Origin of the sequence: Pseudomonas sp. KBS0710 (assembly GCF_005938045.2) — a bacterium.
Taxonomy (GTDB): Bacteria; Pseudomonadota; Gammaproteobacteria; order Pseudomonadales; family Pseudomonadaceae; genus Aquipseudomonas.
In genome coordinates this window covers 3,134,454-3,157,193 of record NZ_VCCF02000001.1, presented here as the reverse complement: position 1 = coordinate 3,157,193, position 22,740 = coordinate 3,134,454, and the positions used below count along the sequence as shown (strand labels likewise).

The following is a 22,740-nucleotide window of genomic DNA, read 5'->3' as shown; positions in this document are numbered from 1 at the left end:
CGACAGGTAATCGAATGTGGTGACCGCGCAGGCGGTACAGGAATACCACTGCCGGCGCCCCGCACCGAACGCACACGAGGTCATATATGCACCGCCGGGCGCGGCGGGCGCCGTGATGTGCTGTCAGTCCATTTCAAAGGAGTGACACGATGGACGATTTATCTCAGCCTTCCTCGCCGGCCGTGCCTGCAAACGACGCACCCAAACCCATAAAAAAACTCACTGCCACCCAAAGCCTGCACGGCGACTTCCTGGAGCGCAGCAGCCCGCAGTGGCTGATCGATGCGACGCCGGCCCGCAGGCAGGCGCTCAAGGATGCCGGCACGGTCATGCCGGCGTGGCTCGCGAGCGCTACGCCTGAACAGCGCAACGAGGTGACCGGGCGTTTCCTCGCCAACCTCGCCACCCAGACCCAACTGGACAACACGATGGCCGCCTTCCAGGGCATCGATGACTTCGCCCGACCCTTGCTGCTCAAAGCCCTGAAGGATCAGTACCGACTGGACCTCGACGTCGACAACATCCTGTTGTGCCTGCGCCGCCCGCTGGCGGTGGGGATTGTCGAAGTCGAGGCGGGGGATTTCGAGTTTTTGAAACTGTCCCTGCTGGAAGCCGCCTTGCACAACTTCGAGGCCTACGAGTGCAAGGAGGGCGCGTACCACAAGACCTCCGGGTTCATGCGAGCCACCGGCACCTCCGGCACCTACCACTCGGTGGCGATCAACCTGAAGGTCAGTCAGTTTTTGACGCTCTGTCGTGACCTCGATATCGGTGCCAAATACCAGGCCTATCTGCAAGGGTTTTTCTACCCCGAGGACGCCAGCGCCCAAGCCACCCTGCGCGAGCAGTTCATCGCCAATCAGAAGGCCGCTGTCAGGGCCGCCGCTGAGCAGGCACTGTTGAGCGGCGATATTGAAGCGGCCGACCACCGCATGCTGCTGTCGGTGATCGACGGTGAAATTCATCCGTGGATGGGCGACAAGCAGGTGTGGTTCAGGACCCTGGGCCTGATGAATATGCGGATGACCGGCTGCATGGTGTTCTCGATCTGCAAAAAATACAGTTACCCTGACGAGGTGATCATCTATGTGCCCCAGGACCCGGAGCATCCACTCAAACGCTACCGCTGGCGGCAAATGGAGGCCGAGTTCAAGCGCCTGTTCACCGCCCGCGACCCGGCCAGGCCGAATGACCCGGCGCCGACGCCATACCAGCAGTTCTTCAGTCGCTTCGTGCCCTACGACAAGCGGCCCTATTACTTCAGCCAGTTCACCCAGCAGGCCGCCGACTCGCCCACCGACATCTGGCGTTCGCCCTGGAAGAAACTGCTGGACTTCACCACTCCGCACTTCATCACCGGCATCAAGGAACTGCCGCCCGAGGCGCCTGCCAGGCTTGAGCCCAACCCTGACCCCTTCCTTTACCTCTCGACGCGTACGCGGCGCGGCAAAGCGGTCTGGGCGGCGAACATCGACCCGTGGAAGTACTTCTACGAACAACACCGCGAGCAGGTGATCGCCGATGCCCGCGCCCATGCCGTGCCCACCGCGGATGTGGATGCCAAGGCGCGTGACGCCAAGTTGGCGCACCTGCTGGAGATCGGCATGCTGGGCTTGAACATGGTGTCGATGTTTGTGCCGGTGCTGGGGGAGGTCATGATGGTGGTGATGGCCGGGCAATTACTCTACGAAACCCTGGAAGGCGTGATCGAATGGGGCGAGGGCGACCGTCAGGCGGCTAAGGCGCACTTGATTGATGTGGCCGAGAACCTGGCGCAGATCGCCGTGATGGCCGGCGTGGGTGCGGGCGTCAGCCGTTGGCAGGCGGCCAAGGCGGAGCCGGTGATTGAGGCGTTGGGTGAGGTTAAGCGGCCCGATGGGCAGGTGCGTTTGTGGAAACCGAGCCTGAGCCGCTATGAAAGCCCAGTGGTCCTGCGGCGCGACCTGCATCCCAATGCCTTGGGTCAGTACGTGCAAGATGGCAGGACCTATATCCGCCAGGGCAGCCAGGTCTACGAGCAGTACTTCGATGCGCAGGCGCACAAATGGCGGATCAAGCACCCGACTGACAGCGAGGCTTACCAGCCGCTGCTTGAGCACAACGGTCACGGCGCCTGGCGACATACCCTGGAGCGCCCGCTGGAGTGGGACCGCCTCACGCTGTTGCGGCGTATGGGGCACGACGTTGAGGCCTTTTCCGATACCGAGCTGCTCAAGGTCGCGGATGTCAGTGGGGTCAGCGACAACACGCTGCGTAAGATGCACATGGATCACACGGTTGCGCCGCCTGAGCTGGCCGATGCGATACGCCTGTTCAAGGCGGATGCCGATTCGGCACGGGTGATCGAGCAACTGGAGGGCACCCGTACGATTGATGACCTGTATTTGTATGCGCTGCCCTTGATCGTGGAAATGCCCAGATGGCCTTTAGGATACGTCCTTGAAGTGTTCGAGGGGGGCGTGCTGACCGGCAAGTCGGTCAAATATGGTATTGAGCGGCTGGTCAAGGGGGTGGCGGCGAAGCCGGCGATCCAGGTGAGCCGATACGACGTGCTGGGCGGTGAAGTGCCTGCGCGTATTCTGGCGGCTCTGGATGAAGCGCAAATCACTCAGCTGCTTGGCGCTGAGGCCGCGAGGGTCAATGAGACCAGGGTGCTGGAATTCAACAAGCAGTTGGCCGCTTATGCCCGTCGCCGAAAACCGGCGATTTTCGACAGTATCTACGCGGGAACTGACGCGTTGGACAAACGTATCCGGCTGCTGCAACGCACCTGCCCGGGGCTCAGCGAGACAGCGGCGCAAACCGTGCTCGACCACGCCCGGGGCGACGAGCTTGAGCAGCTGGTCGCCACCTCGCGGGTACCTTTGAACATGCTCGAAGAAGCCCGTTGGTATGCGCGCCAAGGGCGCCTGGCACGCGCCTATGCGGGGTTGCGCAGCGAGACGATGGCCGCGGCCGACAGTCGGCGGTTAGCGCTGCACACCTTGGAAACCTTGCCCGGATGGCCGGACACGCTGCGCCTGGAAGTGCACAGCACTAACACCCAAGGCGAGTTGCTCGACAGTATTGGTGCGCCCGCCGCGCCGCAGAAAAAATACCTGGTCAAACACGGCCCCAGCTACCAGGCGTTCGATGAGCGGGGCGAAGCACTCAACAGTCTGGCAGTGGAGGGCGACAACTTCTTTGCCTCGGTGATGCATGCCTTGCCCGATGAGGCGCGTCAGAGTCTGGGGGTGCCACAGGTCAGCCAGCACGCAGCGCTGCAACGCAAAATTATCGAGCAAGCCGATGCGCATCGCCTGGAGGCCTCGGCATGGCTGGTGCCTAAAACGCCCAGGTTCAAGCCGCCGGTGCGCATCAACGACACGCAGGTGGGCTATCTGGCCAGCGGGCGGGGGCAGGGTGTGAACCCGTCGCTGGTTCAGCACATAAGAAGAATCTATCCGGAGCTGGATACTGCACAGATCAATACATTTTTCCTTGAGCTGGCAAGAGCGGGGAACGATGCCCGGGCGATCGTCAGCAAGTTGAACGCGCTGTTTAAAGAACGCCAGGTGCTGCATGACACACTGGATCATTGGGTCAGTCGTTCGTCGATGGCCAATCGTCAGAGCAATTTCCTTGCCGGGGAAGCGCTCAAACGTAGCTGGGGCCGTTCTTGGCTGGCTGGGAAAGTGCCGGGTGCCGATGTCTTGACGTTGGTCCTTAATGAACCTTTGCCGCCACTGACGGCGAACTTTTCACACGTGCGTGAATTATCGGTCCTCTGTACGGGCCTGCATGACACCAATATCGATGGGTTTTTGAGTCCGTTCTCCGCTGTCGAAAAACTGACGGTACGAGCGACTTACAGCCCAGCCGTAGACACTCCGGATGCCGGCCTGAGGCTGACCCGCGTGCCCCAGGTGCTGACGCAGTTCAAAGGCCTCAAACATTTGGCCGTCAGCTTCGATGCACATCGGTTGAGCGCGCAGTTGTCGTCGCAACTGGCGGCACTGGCCAGCCTTGAACACCTGGATATCGGCTACTTTGCCTACGACGGCCACGTCCTCAACGGCCTGGATTTAAGCCCTCTGCAACGCCTGAAAAGATTAAGTATCGCGGCGCCCAACGTGTCGATGCAATGGCCTGCCTACGCGCAGAAACTGCCGCTTCTGGAGCGTCTGGACCTGTCCCATACCAGCATTGCGACGCTGCCTCCCGAGCTCTATACCGGTTATGAGCGGTTATGGAGCGGGTTATCGCTGGACTGGTCGAAGTTCGGCTATGAAGACTTCAAGCCTGCCTATGATCACGTCAAAACTTATGCGGGGTCGTTCGGGCCACACCTGGCAAGTCTGGACGAGATGGTCAGAGGTTTTGCGCGCGGCGAGTTGGGCCTGTTGATGGGGGACGCGCACATCGGTCGGCGTATGACTGACGCGATCATGGGCCTGTGGAGCACCTCACAAACACGCATGAATGCCGTTCAGGCACTGCGCGAGGAACACCTCGGCATTTTCAGACAGTTCTACGAGACCGCCATGGTTCCCGGGTTCAGGGTTAGGTTTACGCAGAGCCGCTGGAAAACCGGGCACAACGCAAGCATTCTGGCGGCGCTGGAGAAAAGCTGGCGTGGGGCGATTTGCCAGCGCTATGGCTTGCCGACGGATATCGACATTTCGACATTTGCATTGCCGGATTCAACCGGGCCTGAGGCAAGTGTCTTGAACAAAGGAAACATTCGCGAATTGCCGGTGTTGCCGGCCGGCACCTTTTCCCATGTCAAAACCTTGAAAGTACATTGGCTGGAGGACGTGCCGCCTGAGCAGCTCAAGGGTTTCCTCCAGGCATTTGCAGGTGCGCAAAGCCTCGAGCTGCGCTTAAGCGGCCTCACCGAAGTGCCGATCAGCGCAGACATCCTGCCAGAATTGACGCGACTGGACTTGTCCGATAACCACATCGTGGTGACCCCGACCGTGCAGGCGCAATTCAATGGGTTGAACAGGTTGCAAGTGTTGAATCTGCAGTACAACTCGCTGGGCACCCTCGACGTCAGCGCCCTGACCCAACTGACGGCGCTGAACCTGCGCGGATCGATGCTGCGCGAATGGCCACAAGGCGCTGAACACCTTGCTCAATTGTCTTGCCTGGACTTGCGTGACAATCAATTGACGAGCCTTGCGCCGCTCGCGCTTGACACCTCGAATGTGTTGATGCGTACCGAGTTGGCAGGCAACCCGCTAAGCGCCGAAGGCACGACGCTGCTCAATGCGGCGCGGCGCCGGATCGAGACGGCCAAGGGCTTGCCTGAGGGCGCATTGAGTCGGTTCGCGCTGGATCAGGAGCCCCTGGTGTTTCCTCCGAAGCAGACCGTAGACTCGATCGCGCAGTATTTGCTGCCCTTGCCATCGGGTAGTGGACGCTTTGAGGGCGTTCCGGAAAATGCCATAAGGTCGCTAAGCCCGCACTTGACGCAGGAGCAAGCCATGGCCCGGGTCAGGCAACTGCGCGAGACGGGCCTGAGCGACATGCAAATCGATACGCAGGTCGCTCAGTGGTACCAGACTCACGACGTGCTGACGCGCGAGTTGAATGGTTGGATATTTACCCGCGAGAGGCGCGCTTATGGCGATAGTCTCGACAGTCTGACGCGAGAGCCCCTCGCAAAGGCCATCCGCGAATCCTGGGTGAAAGCGGTCGTAGAGGGACGTCCCGGAGTCGAGATCGAAGCGTTGAACCTGCAGCTGACCCAACCCGGTGACCTTCCCGCGCTCTCCGTGCCGTTTGACCATGTGCGCAGCCTCAACCTGACGTCGCTCAAGCTGACTGCCGAGGGCAGCAACGGGTTTTTAGCCGCCTTTACCCAATTGAACCGATTGATACTCAGCGGCAACCAGCTGACTGCGCTGCCCGAAGCCGTTCAACGCATGGAGCAGCTTGAACGTCTGGAATTGAACTTCAACAATTTCACGCAGGTGCCGTCTTTGCCTGCTCAACTGCGCAGTGAGCGCTTGCGCTGGTTGGAGTTGAGTCACAACAACCTGCAGGCCTTTGATATACGGGACTTCAGTCGCCTGGAGACACTGGATTTGAGCTACAACGACATCCAGAGCTGGCCCGAGGGCACGTTGGAGTCGGAGCACCTGGTCCAACTACTCCTGGGCGGCAATGCATTGGCGTCTTTCCCGCAGGCTCTGCTCGAGGGCGCGCACGATCGCTTGGTATCCGGTACGGACCTGTCCGGTAACGATAACCTGACCGCGCAAGCCCTTGACCAAATGCGCACCTACGGCCAGGAGCACGAGATCAATGAGGTCATGGGTTTTTCGCGAGCAGAACTGGACCGCGCTTATCGACGCAATTATGGCGGGTCCGACACTGAGTCGGACCCGGATTCCGATTCTGATTCGAACTCGGATGACGATGACAGTGACCCGGGCGCCGCCTACCTGCCGCCTGAGAACATTGTAAATACACTGCAAAATACCGCGCAGCCGGCACTTGATCCCTGGCTGGACAATACTTCTGCGGCCTTGGCGACACAACGAACGACGCTGTGGAACCAACTGGCACAGGCGCCAGATCATGATCGGTTTTTCCATCTTATTTCACTGTTGCGCCTGACCTCGGAGTTCAACTTCAACCGCCCGAGCCTCACGCAACGGGTATGGGACGTTATCGCGGGGGCCGTAGAAAATGCTGAGCTGCGCGGCACCCTGTTCGTCGAAGCTGAAACCCACGGCACCTGTGTCGATGGGCGCATTCTCACGTTCAGCGAGATGGAAGTGCGAGTGTTCGAGTACCAGGTCTTGCGCGATATTCCGCAGCATCGGCTCGACCTCAGGGGCCGGGCGCTGCTGAACCTGTCGCGGCAGCTGTTTCGGTTGAGTAATGCCGATCAACTGGCAGAAGCCGCCGCGGTGGGCATGGACCGGGCCGAGGTGCGCTTGAGTTACCGGATCAACTTGACCCGCGGCTGGCCCGACGGCCTGGAGCTGCCTGGGCAGCCGGCCTACATGACGTACCCAATCCCGTTCAGTGCCGGGCTACAGGCACAGGTACGTGCGCAAATCCTGACAGCTGAACGTTCCGATGCGTTTGTCGAAACCCTGATTCAACGTGAGTATTGGTTGCGCTACTTGAATGAGCGTTACGCCGAACAGTTCGAGGCCCTCGAGGACGAGCTGGCACGCCGTTATGAAGCCTTGGAAGATGCCCATAATTGGGACAATGCCCAAAGCATTGCACGCTACAACGAAGCCATAGGCCAGCTGGAGGTCGAACGGGCCGCCGCCCGTACCCAGAAACGCATGGAGCTGTCCCGGGCAGAGATACAACGGTTATCGGGCATGGAACCTGCCGCGCCCGCACCGTCGTCACCTCAGCCCGGCCCATCGCGCCCCTGAGTCGGTGTTCTAAGGGCGCCGAGCCTGATGGGCGGGAGTTGTCATAGCCCAGGTTCGGCGCCTTGATGTATGCACCGCCTGGCGCGGCGGGCGCCGTGATGTGCTGTCAGTCCATTTCAAAGGAGTGACACGATGGACGATTCATCCCAGCCTTCCTCGCCGGCCGTGCCTGCAAACGACGCACCCAAACCCATAAAAAAACTCACCGCCACCCAAAGCCTGCACGGCGACTTCCTGGAGCGCAGCAGCCCGCAGTGGCTGATCGACGCAACGCCGGCCCGCAGGCAGGCGCTCAAGGATGCCGGCACGGTCATGCCGGCGTGGCTCGCGAGCGCTACGCCTGAACAGCGCAACGAGGTGACCGGGCGTTTCCTCGCCAACCTCGCCACCCAGACCCAACTGGACAACACGATGGCCGCCTTCCAGGGCATCGATGACTTCGCCCGACCCTTGCTGCTCAAAGCCCTGAAGGATCAGTACCGACTGGACCTCGACGTCGACAACATCCTGTTGTGCCTGCGCCGCCCGCTGGCGGTGGGGATTGTCGAAGTCGAGGCGGGGGATTTCGAGTTTTTGAAACTGTCCCTGCTGGAAGCCGCCTTGCACAACTTCGAGGCCTACGAGTGCAAGGAGGGCGCGTACCACAAGACCTCCGGGTTCATGCGAGCCACCGGCACCTCCGGCACCTACCACTCGGTGGCGATCAACCTGAAGGTCAGTCAGTTTTTGACGCTCTGTCGTGACCTCGATATCGGTGCCAAATACCAGGCCTATCTGCAAGGGTTTTTCTACCCCGAGGACGCCAGCGCCCAAGCCACCCTGCGCGAGCAGTTCATCGCCAATCAGAAGGCCGCTGTCAGGGCCGCCGCTGAGCAGGCACTGTTGAGCGGCGATATTGAAGCGGCCGACCACCGCATGCTGCTGTCGGTGATCGACGGTGAAATTCATCCGTGGATGGGCGACAAGCAGGTGTGGTTCAGGACCCTGGGCCTGATGAATATGCGGATGACCGGCTGCATGGTGTTCTCGATCTGCAAAAAATACAGTTACCCTGACGAGGTGATCATCTATGTGCCCCAGGACCCGGAGCATCCACTCAAACGCTACCGCTGGCGGCAAATGGAGGCCGAGTTCAAGCGCCTGTTCACCGCCCGCGACCCGGCCAGGCCGAATGACCCGGCGCCGACGCCATACCAGCAGTTCTTCAGTCGCTTCGTGCCCTACGACAAGCGGCCCTATTACTTCAGCCAGTTCACCCAGCAGGCCGCCGACTCGCCCACCGACATCTGGCGTTCGCCCTGGAAGAAACTGCTGGACTTCACCACTCCGCACTTCATCACCGGCATCAAGGAACTGCCGCCCGAGGCGCCTGCCAGGCTTGAGCCCAACCCTGACCCCTTCCTTTACCTCTCGACGCGTACGCGGCGCGGCAAAGCGGTCTGGGCGGCGAACATCGACCCGTGGAAGTACTTCTACGAACAACACCGCGAGCAGGTGATCGCCGATGCCCGCGCCCATGCCGTGCCCACCGCGGATGTGGATGCCAAGGCGCGTGACGCCAAGTTGGCGCACCTGCTGGAGATCGGCATGCTGGGCTTGAACATGGTGTCGATGTTTGTGCCGGTGCTGGGGGAGGTCATGATGGTGGTGATGGCCGGGCAATTACTCTACGAAACCCTGGAAGGCGTGATCGAATGGGGCGAGGGCGACCGTCAGGCGGCTAAGGCGCACTTGATTGATGTGGCCGAGAACCTGGCGCAGATCGCCGTGATGGCCGGCGTGGGTGCGGGCGTCAGCCGTTGGCAGGCGGCCAAGGCGGAGCCGGTGATTGAGGCGTTGGGTGAGGTTAAGCGGCCCGATGGGCAGGTGCGTTTGTGGAAACCGAGCCTGAGCCGCTATGAAAGCCCAGTGGTCCTGCGGCGCGACCTGCATCCCAATGCCTTGGGTCAGTACGTGCAAGATGGCAGGACCTATATCCGCCAGGGCAGCCAGGTCTACGAGCAGTACTTCGATGCGCAGGCGCACAAATGGCGGATCAAGCACCCGACTGACAGCGAGGCTTACCAGCCGCTGCTTGAGCACAACGGTCACGGCGCCTGGCGACATACCCTGGAGCGCCCGCTGGAGTGGGACCGCCTCACGCTGTTGCGGCGTATGGGGCACGACGTTGAGGCCTTTTCCGATACCGAGCTGCTCAAGGTCGCGGATGTCAGTGGGGTCAGCGACAACACGCTGCGTAAGATGCACATGGATCACACGGTTGCGCCGCCTGAGCTGGCCGATGCGATACGCCTGTTCAAGGCGGATGCGGATGCGTCGAGAGTGCTCGAGGAAGTCGAGGGCACACAGCCGATCAATGATCGGTACCTGTATGCATTGCCCTTGATCGTTGAAATGCCGAGATGGCCTTTAGGGCGCGTACTTGAAGTGTTCGAGGGGATCGTGCTGACCGGCAAGTCGGTCAAATATGGTATTGAGCGGGTGGTCGAGGGGGTGGCGACGAAGCCGGCGATCCAGGTGAGCCGATACGACGTGCTGGGCGGTGAAGTGCCCGCGCGTATTCTGGCGGCTCTGGATGAAGCAGAAATCACTCAACTGCTTGGCGTTGAGGCCGCGAGGGTCAATGAGACCAGGGCGCTGGAATTCAACAAGCAGTTGGCCGATTACGCCCGCCGCCGAAAACCGGCGATTTTCGACAGCATCTACACGGGCACCGAAGCGGTGAATGAGCGTGCCCAACTGTTGAAAAGTGCGTGTCCAGGCCTCAGCGATGCAGCGGCGCTGACCGTGCTCAAACATGCCCGTGCCGATGACCTTCAACGGCTGGAGACGACTCGCCGTGTGCCTTTGAATCTGCTCGAAGAAGCGCGTTGGTATGCGCGAGGGGGCCGTTTGACACGCGCTTATGCAGGGCTGCGCAGTGAGTCGATGGCCTCGGCGGACAGTCGGCGGCTGGCCCTGCATGCGTTGGCCGCACTGCCGGGCTGGCCCGAGACGCTGCGTCTTGAAGTGCGTGATGGCAGCCCCAGCGGTGCGCTGCTCGACAGCATCGGCGCAGAAGCGGCGAATGAGAAAAAGTACCTGGTCAAGCGCGGGCCCGGCTTCCAGGCGTTCAACGAGCGGGGTGAGGAACTCAACAGCGTGCCGCTTTACGGTGACAACTTTTTTGCCTCGCTGATGCATGCCATGCCTGACGATGCCCGTCAGGCACTGGGGGTGCCGCACGTCAGTCAGCACGCGATGCTGCAACGCAAAATCATCGAGCTGGCCGACGCACATCGAGCCCAGGCAGCCGGTTGGCTGGCGCCGCCAGCGCGCAGGTTCAAGCCGCCGGCTCGGATAAACGAAACACTCATGGGGTATTACGCCAGCGGCCGAGGGCACAGCGCTGCACCGGCACTCATCAGCCTTGTGCGGGACGTCTACCCGGCCTTGGAAACCGGCCCACAGGTCCAAGAGTTCCTCCTCAGGCACTACCGTGCAGGAAAAAGTGACAGAGATATCAAAAACCTGTTGCAGGCACTTCTCCAGGAATTCATGCACCTGCAAACGACCCTCCATGAATGGGTCTACGGCTCATCATCGGACAATGTTGGGCACAACGCCGAGGCCTTGCACGCACTCATACGTAGTTGGAGGCGTTCTGTGCTGGTTGGGGTAGAACAGGATGCCGATGTGTTGTCTTTGGACCTGCATGACCCGTTGCCGCCACTGACCGCAGATTTTTCACATGTGCGTGATTTGACGGTGACAGGGAAGGCTCTGAATGACGGGAATGCCGATGCGTTTCTGCAGCTTTTTCCCAACGTTGAACAGCTATTGATCTATTCCTCCGTTATCCCGCCCGCAGAGCCAGCCGTGAATCTGACGTTGGCGAACGTGCCCCAGGCGCTGAGTCAGATGAAAGGGCTCAGGCAGCTATCGATCAGCATGAATGCACCTCGATTGGCAGAGCAATTCCCGTCGAGGCTGGCGGCGTTGACCACCCTGGAAGAGCTTAAGGTTACTTACTACGGGCAGCATGGTGGCGTCTTTGATACGTTGGACCTCAAGCCTCTTGAGCAGTTGAAAGCGTTGAAAATCGTGGCGCCCAACGTTTCCTTCAAATGGCCGACCTATGTGAATGCGCTAGCCTCGCTTGAGCGACTGGACCTGGTAAATACGTCAATCAATAAAATACCCGATGAGCTGTATTCCGGCCATGAGCAGCTATGGGGCGGGTTGTCGCTGGATTGGTCAAAGTTCAGCTATGAAGCGTTAAAGCCTGCCTTCGAGTACGTCAGCAATTACTCCGGGCCTTTCGGGCCGCATTTGGCGGATGTGGACGAGATGTTCAGGGGTTATGCCAAAGGAGCATTGATGCCACTGGTGGGAGAGGTTGGAAGTTGGGTCTTGACTGACGCCATCAGGGCCCAATCCCAAACCCCGCAGGCAAGCCTTGCCGCCGTTGAGTCATTGCGTGTCGAACACGCTGCGATCTTCGACCAGTTCTATCAACCGGCCGCCCTGGTAGGCGCGGCAGGCCGGCCTTTGAGGGGGCATTGGGCAGCGGGGGGCAACGAGAGACTAGTGCAGGGCCTTGCGAGAAACTGGCAAGAAGCTGTGTTCCAACGCTTTGGTCATGGCGCCAACGTAAGCGGTACTGTAGGGCCGCAGAGGCTCTTTCTCACGACGTTTAGCTTGAGAGAAACTCGACGCTTCACCCAGTTGCCCGAATTGCCGGCCGGTAGTTTTTCCCATGTGAAAACACTGTCGGTGAGTCAGTTGGAGGGTGTGCCTGCGGCTCAATTCCGTGGTTTTCTCCAGGCGTTCAGTGGTGTAGACGAGTTGAGTCTGGGTGCTGGTGGGCTGACCGAAATACCTTTTGCAGGTGGGGAGCTGCCCGCGTTGAAGAAGCTCGATTTATCCGACAATCACATCGTGATGACACCCGTGGTACAGGCTCAACTTGATCAGTTGAACACCCTGCACGTCCTGGAGCTGCGGGGTAATCGACTGCGCGTACTGGACATCAGTGCATTCACTCACCTGAGGGCGCTGAACCTGCAGGGCTCCCAACTGCAAGAGTGGCCAACCGGAGCCGAGGAGCTGGCGCACTTGAGCTACCTGGATATGCGCAACAACCTTTTGACGACACTGCCAGCCACTGTTCTCAACCACCCGGATATGTTGATGCGTACAGAGCTTGGAGGTAACCCGCTGAGCCTTGAGGGGGATGCGGCACTGCAAGATGCACGGCGTCGGATCGAGCGGGTCAGAGGGTTGCCTGAGGGGGTACTGAGTCGGTTTCCTCCACCGGAAACTGGGTTCAGAGAGGGCGTGGATACGATCAAGACGGCTGCCTGGGTTGCAACGCATTTACTGGCGCTGGTTGAACGTACCGAAGGTCTCTCAGGCCCCAGGGGCTTTGCTGAACGCGTGCGACGTCTAGACCTGACAATGACCGAAGAACAGGCCGAGGCCAGAATAGAGCAATTGCGTAACGTCGGACTGGATGATCAGGCGATAGAAGCACAGCTCGGCCAGTGGTACGACGCCGATGATGCGCTGACGCGAGAACTCAATGGTTGGATCTTTACCCAGAACGGGGACGGCAATAGCTATGCGCGAATTTCCCCGCAAGCGCGTGGGCAGGCCGCCGGGTTCATTCGCTCATCGTGGCGCCAAGGCGTGGTGGCAGCCCGCACGGATGCCGGGGTTGACACGCTGAGGTTCCAACGTCTGGATTTAGGTGATCTGCCTGCGCTTACGGTGGAGTTTCCCCATGTTCGCACCCTGGAACTGTCAGGCATCGGGATCTCCGCACAGGGCAGCAACCGGTTCCTGACGGCCTTCAGCCAAGTGCATCATTTGATACTCAATGGTAATTACCTGAGGGCGCTGCCCGAAGCCCTTCAGCATATGGCGCAGCTTGAGCGGCTGGACCTGAATGGCAATCTGATCGAGGATGCGGCCTCCTTGTCTGCGCAACTGGGCGGCGGCGAGCGTCTGCGCGTCCTGGACCTGAGCAATAATAGCCTGCAGTTGTTTGATGTCCGCCCATTCAGTCGCCTGGAGACGCTGAACCTGAGCAACAACCGGATTTCGCAGTGGCCGGACGGCGCCCTGGAGGCGCGGCAGTTGAAGACGCTGAACCTGATTAACAATCGCTTGAGCCGTTTCCCGGACGCGCTGCTTGATGGAGAACATGATGACATCTTAGCCGCTACGGACCTGCGCGATAATTTCACGCTGGGTTTCGGCTATTACCTGAAAATACACGATTACATGGTTGCACACGGGCATGCGCAGATCATGGGGTTTTCACGCGGCTATCTAAATGAACTAATGGATCGTGGACAGGGTGCGAGATTTGGTGCTGGTCGGGATCCGGACACTGATTCCAGCTCCGACTCCCTTCACGACTCCGATTCCGACTTTGATCCCGGTGCCAACCCCGTTCCTGGCGACGTCAGTTCTGACAGCGACGGCGATCTGGAGGTCATTGGTGATTCAAAGCAGTATGTCGCACAAGCAGCACTGCAGCCTTGGTTGAGCGCGGCGACCCCGGAGCAGGCAGCGCAACGCAGAACGCTGTGGAATCAGTTGGCGCAAACCGAAGGGCACGCAGGCTTTTTCCATCTGCTTACGCGATTGCGCGATACCTCTGAATACGCGCTGCGCCCTGCAGCCCTTACGGAGCGGCTATGGGACGTGATCGCGGCAGCCACGGAAAACGCCGATCTGCGCGCCCAGATCTTTGCGGACGCTGAAACCCATCAGACGTGTATCGACGGGCGCATTCTAGTGTTCAGCGAGATGAGTGTGCGGGCGTACCAATACCGTACTTTGCAGGACGTTCCCTTGGGCGATGCCGACCTCAGAGGCCAGGCATTGCTGAACCTGTCGCGGCGGTTGTTTCGCCTTGAAAGGACCGAACAGTTGGCAGAGGCCGCTGCGGCGACAGGTGCCGCGATAGCGGACAGGGCCGAGGTACGCTTGCAATATCGAATCGGTTTGACTGCCGGTTGGCCCGATGGGCTGGAGTTGCCAGGGCAGCCCTCTACCATGGTGTTTTTGCGGCCGATAGCGGGAGAGCGTTTGGTGCAGTCACGCGCGCAAATCCTGGCTGCGGAAAACTCCAACGCGTTTATCGAGTACCTGGTTGACCAAGGCCACTGGGTTGAATACTTGAAAGAGCGCTACAGCGAACCGCTCGCAGCCCTGGAGACTGAACTCGACCGGCAATACGACGCGCTGGAAACGGCGCATATCCATCGCTCGGACGCCGAGAGCTACCAGGTGTATTACGAGGCGCTCGGGCAGTTCGAGGTCGAAAAGCTGACGGCCCGCAAACAGAAACTGATGGAGGTATGCCGAGCGGAAATTCAGCGCTTGGCAAACGCCCTGCCAGAGGGCGTGGTGCAACGTCCATTGTCGCCTCAACCCGGCCCTTCATCAGCGCCGTAAGCTGGCCACGCCTGCGCATCGAATGCTATGCCAGCTGATTGACCTCAGTTGTCATACCCAAGGTTTGGCGCCAGCCAGCGCTCGGTCACGCTGAGGTCCTGACCTTTGCGTGCGGTGTAGCTGGCGACCTGGTCCTTGTCGACCTTGCCCACGGCAAAGTACTGCGCCTGTGGGTGGGCGAAGTACCAACCGCTGACGGCGGCGGCCGGGAACATCGCATAGTGTTCGGTGAGGAACACGCCGCTGCGGCCGGCGTGCATCTCGCGGGCCTCGGGGTCCAGCAGTTGGAACAGCTGGGCTTTCTCGGTGTGGTCCGGACATGCCGGGTAGCCTGGGGCAGGGCGGATGCCGCTGTATTGCTCTTTGATCAGAGCCTCGTTATCCAGTTGCTCGTCCTGGGCGTAACCCCAATGCTCTTTACGCACTTGCTGGTGCAGCCATTCGGCGCAGGCTTCGGCCAGGCGGTCGGCGAGGGCCTTGACCATGATCGAGTTGTAGTCGTCGCCGGCGTCCTGATACGCCTTGGCGACTTCTTCGGCGCCGATGCCGGCGGTGGTGATAAAACCACCGATATAGTCGGTCACGCCGCTGTCTTTAGGTGCCACGAAGTCGGCCAGGGAGAAGTTCGGCTTGCCGTCGGTCTTGATGATCTGCTGGCGCAGGTGGTGCAGCTTGGCAATCGGCTGGCCGTCGTCGCCATACACTTCCAGGTCATCGTCCTGCACCTGGTTGGTCGGCCAGAAACCGAACACAGCACGGGCGCTGATGAGCTTTTCGTCGATCAGCTTGTTGAGCATTTCCTGGGCATCGGCATACAGCGCGGTCGCGGCTTCACCGACCACTTCGTCGTCGAGGATGCGCGGGAATTTACCGGCCAGGTCCCAGGAGATGAAGAACGGCGTCCAGTCGATGTATTCGGCCAGCACCTTGAGGTCGATATTGTCCAGCACCTTGGAGCCGGTAAACGTCGGCTTGACCGGCGCATAGCTGCTCCAGTCGAACTGCGGCTTCTTGGCGATGGCGGCCGGGTAGCTCAGGCGCTCGGTGCGCGCACTGCGGTTGGCGGTGCGTTCGCGCACGTCGATGTATTCCAGGCGGGTTTTTTCGACGAAACCAGCCTTCAGCTCCTTGGACAGCAACTGCGTAGCCACACCCACGGCACGCGAGGCGTCGGTGACATAGATCACCGCGTCGTTGCTGTACTTGGGCTCGATCTTCACCGCCGTGTGCGCCTTGGAAGTGGTCGCGCCGCCGATCATCAAGGGCAGGTGGAAGTCCTGGCGCTGCATCTCACGGGCCACATGCACCATTTCATCCAGGGACGGCGTGATCAGGCCGGACAGGCCGATGATGTCGCACTTCTGCTCCTTGGCCACCTGCAGGATCTTCTCCGCCGGCACCATCACGCCCAGGTCAACAATGTCATAGCCGTTGCAACCGAGCACCACGCCGACAATGTTCTTGCCGATGTCATGCACGTCGCCTTTTACCGTGGCCATCAGGATCTTGCCTTTGGCTTCCGGTTTATCGCCTTTTTCCAGCTCGATAAACGGAATCAAATGCGCCACGGCCTGCTTCATCACACGGGCGGACTTCACCACCTGGGGCAGGAACATTTTGCCGGCGCCGAACAGGTCGCCGACGATGTTCATGCCGGACATCAACGGGCCTTCGATCACTTCGATCGGGCGCGCGAACGACTGGCGCGATTCTTCGGTGTCTTCGACGATATGCGTGGTGATGCCTTTGACCAGCGCGTGCTCCAGACGCTTGTTGACGTCCCAGCCGCGCCATTCCTCGGTCTCGGCTTCTTTGACGCTGCCGTCGCCCTTGTACTTGTCGGCAATCGCCAACAGGGCGTCGGTGCCTTCCGGCGTGCGGTTAAGCACCACGTCTTCCACCGCGTCGCGCAGCTCGGCCGGGATCTGGTCGTAGATCTCCAGCTGGCCGGCGTTGACGATGCCCATGGTCAGGCCGTTGCGGATCGCATACAGCAGGAACACCGAGTGGATCGCCTCACGCACCGGGTTGTTGCCGCGGAACGAGAACGACACGTTGGACACGCCGCCGGAGGTCAGCGCATACGGCAGCTCGTCACGGATGTAGGCACAGGCGTTGATGAAATCGACGGCGTAGTTGTTGTGCTCCTCGATACCGGTGGCGACCGCGAAGATGTTCGGGTCGAAGATGATGTCTTCCGGCGGGAAGCCGACTTCATTCACCAGAATGTCGTAGGAGCGTTTGCAGATCTCTTTTTTACGCGCTTCGGTGTCGGCCTGGCCGGCTTCGTCGAAGGCCATCACCACCACCGCCGCGCCGTAACGCTTGCACAGCTTGGCGTGGTGAATGAACTGCTCGACGCCTTCCTTCATGCTGATCGAGTTGACGATGCCCTTGCCCTGGATGCACTTGAGGCCGGCCTCGATCACGTCCCACTTGGAGGAGTCGATCATGATCGGCACGCGGGAAATGTCCGGCTCGCCGGCAATCAGGTTGAGGAAGGTCACCATGGCCTTCTTCGAGTCCAGCATGCCCTCGTCCATGTTGATGTCGATCACCTGGGCGCCGGCTTCCACCTGCTGCAGGGCGACTTCCAGGGCTTCGGTGTAGTTGTCTTCACGGATCAGCCGGGCGAACTTGGCGGAGCCGGTGATGTTGGTACGCTCGCCGACGTTGACGAACAACGAGCTGCGATCGATGGTGAACGGCTCCAGGCCCGACAAGCGGCAGGCCTTGGGAATGTCCGGAATTTGGCGCGGCGCATACCCGGCCACGGCCTTGGCGATGGCCTCAATGTGGCCCGGCGTGGTGCCGCAGCAACCGCCCACGATGTTGAGGAAACCGCTCTGGGCAAACTCTTCGATGACCTTGGCGGTTTCCGATGGCAGTTCGTCGTATTCGCCGAATTCGTTGGGCAGACCGGCGTTCGGGTGCGCCGACACATGGGTGTTGGCCTTGTTCGACAGCTCTTCCAGATAGGGGCGCAGTTCGCTGGCGCCCAAGGCGCAGTTGAGGCCGACCGAAATCGGCTTGGCGTGCGCCACCGAGTTCCAGAACGCTTCAGTGGTCTGGCCCGACAGGGTGCGGCCGGAGGCGTCGGTGATGGTGCCGGAGATCATGATCGGCAGTTCGACGTTCAATTCTTCAAACACGCCTTGCACGGCGAAGATCGCGGCCTTGGCGTTGAGCGTGTCGAAGATGGTCTCGATCAGGATCAGGTCGGCGCCGCCTTCAATCAGGCCTTTGGTGGCCTCGGTGTAGTTTTCCACCAGTTCATCGAAGGTCACGTTGCGGTAGCCGGGGTTGTTCACGTCCGGCGACAGCGAGCAGGTGCGGCTGGTCGGGCCAAGCACGCCGGCAACAAAACGCGGCTTGGCCGGGTTTTCCAGGGTCTTGGCGTCGGCGATCTTGCGCGCCAGGCGTGCGCCTTCTACGTTAAGTTCATAGGCCAGTTCTTCCATGCCGTAATCGGCCATGGAGATGCGCGTGGCGTTGAAGGTGTTGGTTTCCAGAATATCGGCGCCGGCATCCAGGTAAGCCTTTTCGATGCCGCCTATCACGTCCGGGCGGGTGAGTACCAGCAGGTCGTTGTTGCCCTTGACGTCACTCGGCCAGTCGGCGAAGCGTTTGCCGCGATAATCCTGCTCTTCGAGCTTGTAGCTCTGGATCATCGTGCCCATACCACCATCGAGGATCAGGATACGGTCCTTGAGGGCTTGATGAAGGGCTTGCAGACGAACGCTACGGTCGGACATGGGGCTACTCTGGTCAGGCATTTCGGAGGGCGTGAATCATAGCAAACCTGTGCCGATTTAGAGCATGTACTGGTTTTGCATGAATATCGTTCATGTTGGTGCGGGTCTTGGCCCGGTAGAATTGCCGGCACTTATAGCGCACGCATTGAATCGGGACCGGATACATGTCACTTCGTCTACTCACCAGCGCCGTCCTGGCAGTGGTCGCCTGCGTTGCGCAGGCCAACGGACCCGCCCCGGCGATTTCATATACCCGCGACATTCAACCGATCTTCACCGAAAAGTGCGTGGCCTGCCATGCCTGCTACGACTCTGCGTGCCAGTTGAACCTGGGCAGCGCCGAGGGCGCGGCCCGTGGCGCGAGCAAAACCCCGGTGTATGACGGCGAGCGTAGCCAGGCCACGCCGACCACGCGTTTGTTCTATGACGCATTCGGCAAGCAGGCCTGGCAGCAAAAAGGCTTCTATTCGGTACTCGACGCCCAAGGCAGCCAGGCCGCGTTGATGGCGCGCATGCTGGAACTGGGGCACAACGCGCCGCTGCAACCGAATGCCAAGCTGCCCGACGAGATCGTATTGGGCCTCAACCGCCAAAACATGTGCGCCATGCCCGGCGAGTTCAATGCCTACGCAGGTAGCCATCCCAAGGAAGGCATGCCATTGGCGGTCACTGGGCTGACCGACCAGCAATACCAGACCCTGCAGCGTTGGCTCGCCTCCGGTGCGCCGATTGATGAGCAAGGCCTGGCACCGAGTGCCAAGGAGGCCTTGCAAGTGCAGCAGTGGGAAAACCTGTTCAACCAGCCCGGCGCCCGCGAAAGCCTGGTGGCGCGCTGGCTGTATGAGCATTTGTTCCTGGCACATATTTATTTCGAGAACGGCGAACCGGGGCATTTCTTCCAGTGGGTACGTTCGCGCACGCCCAGCGGCCAGCCCATCGACCTGATCGCCACCCGTCGCCCCAACGATGACCCAGGCACCCAGGTGTATTACCGCCTGTGGCCGGTGCAGGGCGTTATCGTGCATAAAACCCACATTACTTACCCGTTCAGCGCAGCGAAAATGGCGCGGATCAAAGAGCTTTTCTACTCCGGTGACTGGCAGGTGAGCGCGTTGCCGGGCTACGGCCCTGGTCGCCGCGCCAACCCGTTCGAGACCTTCGAAGCCATTCCGGCCAAGGCGCGCTACCAGTTCATGCTGGATAACGCCGAATACTTCGTGCGCACCTTTATTCGCGGACCGGTGTGCCGTGGGCAGATTGCTACGGATGTGATTCGCGACAACTTCTGGACTTTGTTCCAGGACCCGGACCACGACCTGTACATCACCGATGCACGTTATCGTGGGCAGGCCACACCGTTGCTGGCGATGCCAGGGCAGAACGATGACGTGGGCAGCGTGCTGGGCCTGTGGCTGGCGTATCGCGACAAGCGCAACCAATACGAAGCGTTGCGCCGTGACAGCTATGCGGACCTGCCGCCGCCGAGTTGGTCGACCTTGTGGGTGGGGAATGACAATGCCTTGCTGTCGATTTTTCGGCATTTCGACAGTGCTTCGGTGACCAAGGGCTTGATTGGCGAAGTACCGCAGACGATGTGGTTGTTCGACTATCCGCTGCTGGAGCGCACCTATTACCAGCTGGCGGTGAATTTCGATGTGTTCGGCAATGTGTCGCACCAGGCCCAGACCCGGCTGTATTTCGACCTGATCCGCAACGGCGCCGAGCAGAACTTCCTGCGCCTGATGCCGGCCGATACCCGCGATGACTTTATGGATGACTGGTACCAGAACAGCGGCAAGCTCAAGCTGTGGCTGGACTACGAGGCGATTGACGACGACAAGCCAAGCGGCTTGCATCTGGATGAAAAAGACCCGAAACGTGACTTTGCCAACCAGTTATTGACGCGTTACGGCAATTTGAATGCCAGCCCGGATCCGATCAACCGTTGTACGGGTGCTTATTGCTCGCGCGATGGGATTGATCCGGCGTTGCAGGATGCCGAGCAGGTGTTGAGCCGGCTGACGTCACGCCCGGCGGCGGGGCTCAAGGTGATTGACCAGTTGCCTGAGGCGACCATGCTGCGTATCGAGACCGCCAGCGGCAAGCGCGTGGTTTACAGCATGCTGCGTAACCGCGCGCACAGTAATGTGGCGTTCCTGCTGGGTGAGGCTTATCGCTATCAGCCGGGTTTGGATACCGTGACTATTTATCCGGGTGTGCTTAGCAGCTATCCGAACTTCATCTTCAACCTCCCGGCGCAGGAAGTGCCGGCGTTTGTGGCAGCCATGGAGAACGCCAAGGATGCCAAGCGGTTCGAGAAGATTGTTGATCGGTGGGGTGTGCGGCGCAGTCATCCGCTGTTCTGGCAATACTTTCACGACCTGTCGCAGTACATCCGCGAGACGACGCCGGTGGAAGAGGGTGTGCTGGATATGAATCGCTATGAAAATCTTTGATGAGGTAGTTGGGTCTTTTCCGACAAAATTACTCGGACTTTGTACCTGCGTAATATTTTGGCGTAAACTGCCGGCAAGCCTGTGAGGAGTTTCCATGACTGCCATAACCATTACCGACGCCGCCCACGATTACCTGGCTGACCTGCTGTCCAAGCAGAACACCCCAGGCATCGGCATCCGCGTCTTTATCACCCAGCCCGGCACCCAATACGCCGAGACTTGCATCGCCTACTGCAAGCCTGGGGAAGAGAAACCTGAAGACACCGCCCTGGGGCTTAAAAGCTTCACCGCGTACATCGACAACTTCAGCGAAGCCTTCCTTGACGACGCCGTGGTTGACTACGCCACCGACCGCATGGGCGGCCAGTTGACCATCAAGGCGCCCAACGCCAAGGTGCCGAACGTCAACGCCGACAGCCCGGTCAACGAGCGCATCAACTATTACCTGCAAACCGAGATCAACCCGGGGCTGGCCAGCCATGGCGGTCAGGTCAGCTTGATCGATGTGGTTGAAGACGGCATCGCCGTCCTCAAGTTCGGCGGCGGCTGCCAAGGCTGCGGCCAGGCGGACGTGACCTTGCGTGAAGGCATCGAGCGCACCTTGCTCGAGCGTATCCCGGAACTCAAGGGCGTGCGTGACGTGACCGACCATACGCAGAAAGAAAATGCCTACTATTGAGTAAGGTGTTCACTGCGAAGAAAAAAACGGCGCCCCGTGAGCGCCGTTTTTTATGCTTAAAATTCAATGCCTTACGCTGTGTGCCTGACAAATCAGATCAACTGTGGGAGCTGGCTTGCCTGCGATGACGGCCTACCAGCCAACATATCCAGTGGCTGACACACCGCTATCGCCGGCAAGCCAGCTCCCACAGTTTGTTCCGGTGAATTCAGGGGCGATACAGGTGCGCATGCCCCGCGCGATACAGCGAAGACTCGCTGAAACCATCACTGGCCAGCACCCGACCCACCACAATCAACGCCGTACGCCGAAACCCTTTGGCCGCCACCTTCGCGGCAATATCCACCAAGGTGCCCACCACCCAATCCTGATCCGGCCACGTGGCGCGGTGCACCACGGCAATCGGGCAGTCCGCGCCGTAGTGCGGCAGCAGTTCGGCGACGATCTTCTCAAGATGGTTGACCCCCAGGTGAATTGCCATGGTTGTGCCATGCTGCGCCAAACTGTCGAACGCCTCACCGGCCGGCATGCTGGTTTTATCCGCATAACGGGTCAGGATCACACTCTGAGCAATGTCCGGCAGCGTCAGCTCTGTCTCCAGCAGCGCCGCGCAAGCCGACACCGCCGTCACCCCGGGGATGATCTGGAAGGGGATGCCCAACTCACGCAAATAACGGATCTGCTCGCCAATCGCGCCATACAGGCTCGGGTCGCCGGAGTGTACGCGGGCCACATCCTGGTCGTTGGCGTGGGCTGTCTTGATCAACTCAATGATCTGTTCCAGGTGCAACTCGGCGCTGTTGACCACCTGTTCGGCCTGATGACCTTGCAATACCGCCGCCGGCACCAGGGAACCGGCATAGATGATCACCGGGCAACTGCGGATCAGCCGCTGGCCCTTGACGGTGATCAATTCCGGGTCGCCGGGGCCTGCGCCGATAAAGTAGACGGTCATGGGAGTTCCTGTTGAAAAACGGGCGAGCATGAAAGTTGCTCATGATCGAGGCGCGCAA

General features: G+C 60.2%; 6 protein-coding genes. 4 read left to right on the top strand and 2 right to left on the bottom strand.

The window, feature by feature from the left end; all coding sequences use genetic code 11:
• The first annotated feature begins 149 nt into the window (after positions 1-149).
• Together FFI16_RS14090 and FFI16_RS14085 are read left to right on the top strand one after the other, a co-directional pair.
• On the top strand, positions 150-7,388 hold the full coding sequence (locus tag FFI16_RS14090) for an NEL-type E3 ubiquitin ligase domain-containing protein (protein ID WP_138815778.1): 7,239 nt from the start codon (positions 150-152) through the stop codon (positions 7,386-7,388).
• 132 nt (positions 7,389-7,520) lie between these two features.
• The gene (locus tag FFI16_RS14085) at positions 7,521-14,837 is read left to right on the top strand and encodes an NEL-type E3 ubiquitin ligase domain-containing protein (protein WP_144298325.1); all 7,317 of its coding nucleotides are present in this window, start codon (positions 7,521-7,523) and stop codon (positions 14,835-14,837) included.
• A gap of 44 nt (positions 14,838-14,881) precedes the next feature.
• Here the strand turns inward: FFI16_RS14085 and metH are convergent, their stop codons facing one another.
• On the bottom strand, positions 14,882-18,592 hold the full coding sequence (gene metH, locus FFI16_RS14080) for a methionine synthase (RefSeq protein WP_138815780.1): 3,711 nt from the start codon (positions 18,590-18,592) through the stop codon (positions 14,882-14,884).
• Positions 18,593-18,756: 164 nt separating this feature from the next.
• Between metH and FFI16_RS14070 the strand changes: the two genes are divergently transcribed.
• Together FFI16_RS14070 and nfuA are read left to right on the top strand one after the other, a co-directional pair.
• Positions 18,757-21,048, top strand: a complete 2,292-nt coding sequence (locus tag FFI16_RS14070; RefSeq protein ID WP_138815782.1) for a fatty acid cis/trans isomerase — start codon at positions 18,757-18,759, stop codon at positions 21,046-21,048.
• Positions 21,049-21,142: 94 nt separating this feature from the next.
• Positions 21,143-21,727 carry a Fe-S biogenesis protein NfuA gene (gene nfuA, locus FFI16_RS14065; RefSeq protein WP_017136914.1) on the top strand — a complete coding sequence of 195 codons (585 nt, stop codon included), beginning with the start codon at positions 21,143-21,145 and terminating at the stop codon, positions 21,725-21,727.
• A gap of 208 nt (positions 21,728-21,935) precedes the next feature.
• Here nfuA and cobM read toward each other — a convergent pair whose 3' ends face one another.
• A complete protein-coding gene (cobM, locus tag FFI16_RS14060) occupies positions 21,936-22,682 on the bottom strand; it encodes a precorrin-4 C(11)-methyltransferase (RefSeq protein WP_138815783.1) in 747 nt (248 codons plus the stop codon).
• Between the last annotated feature and the right edge of the window lie 58 nt (positions 22,683-22,740).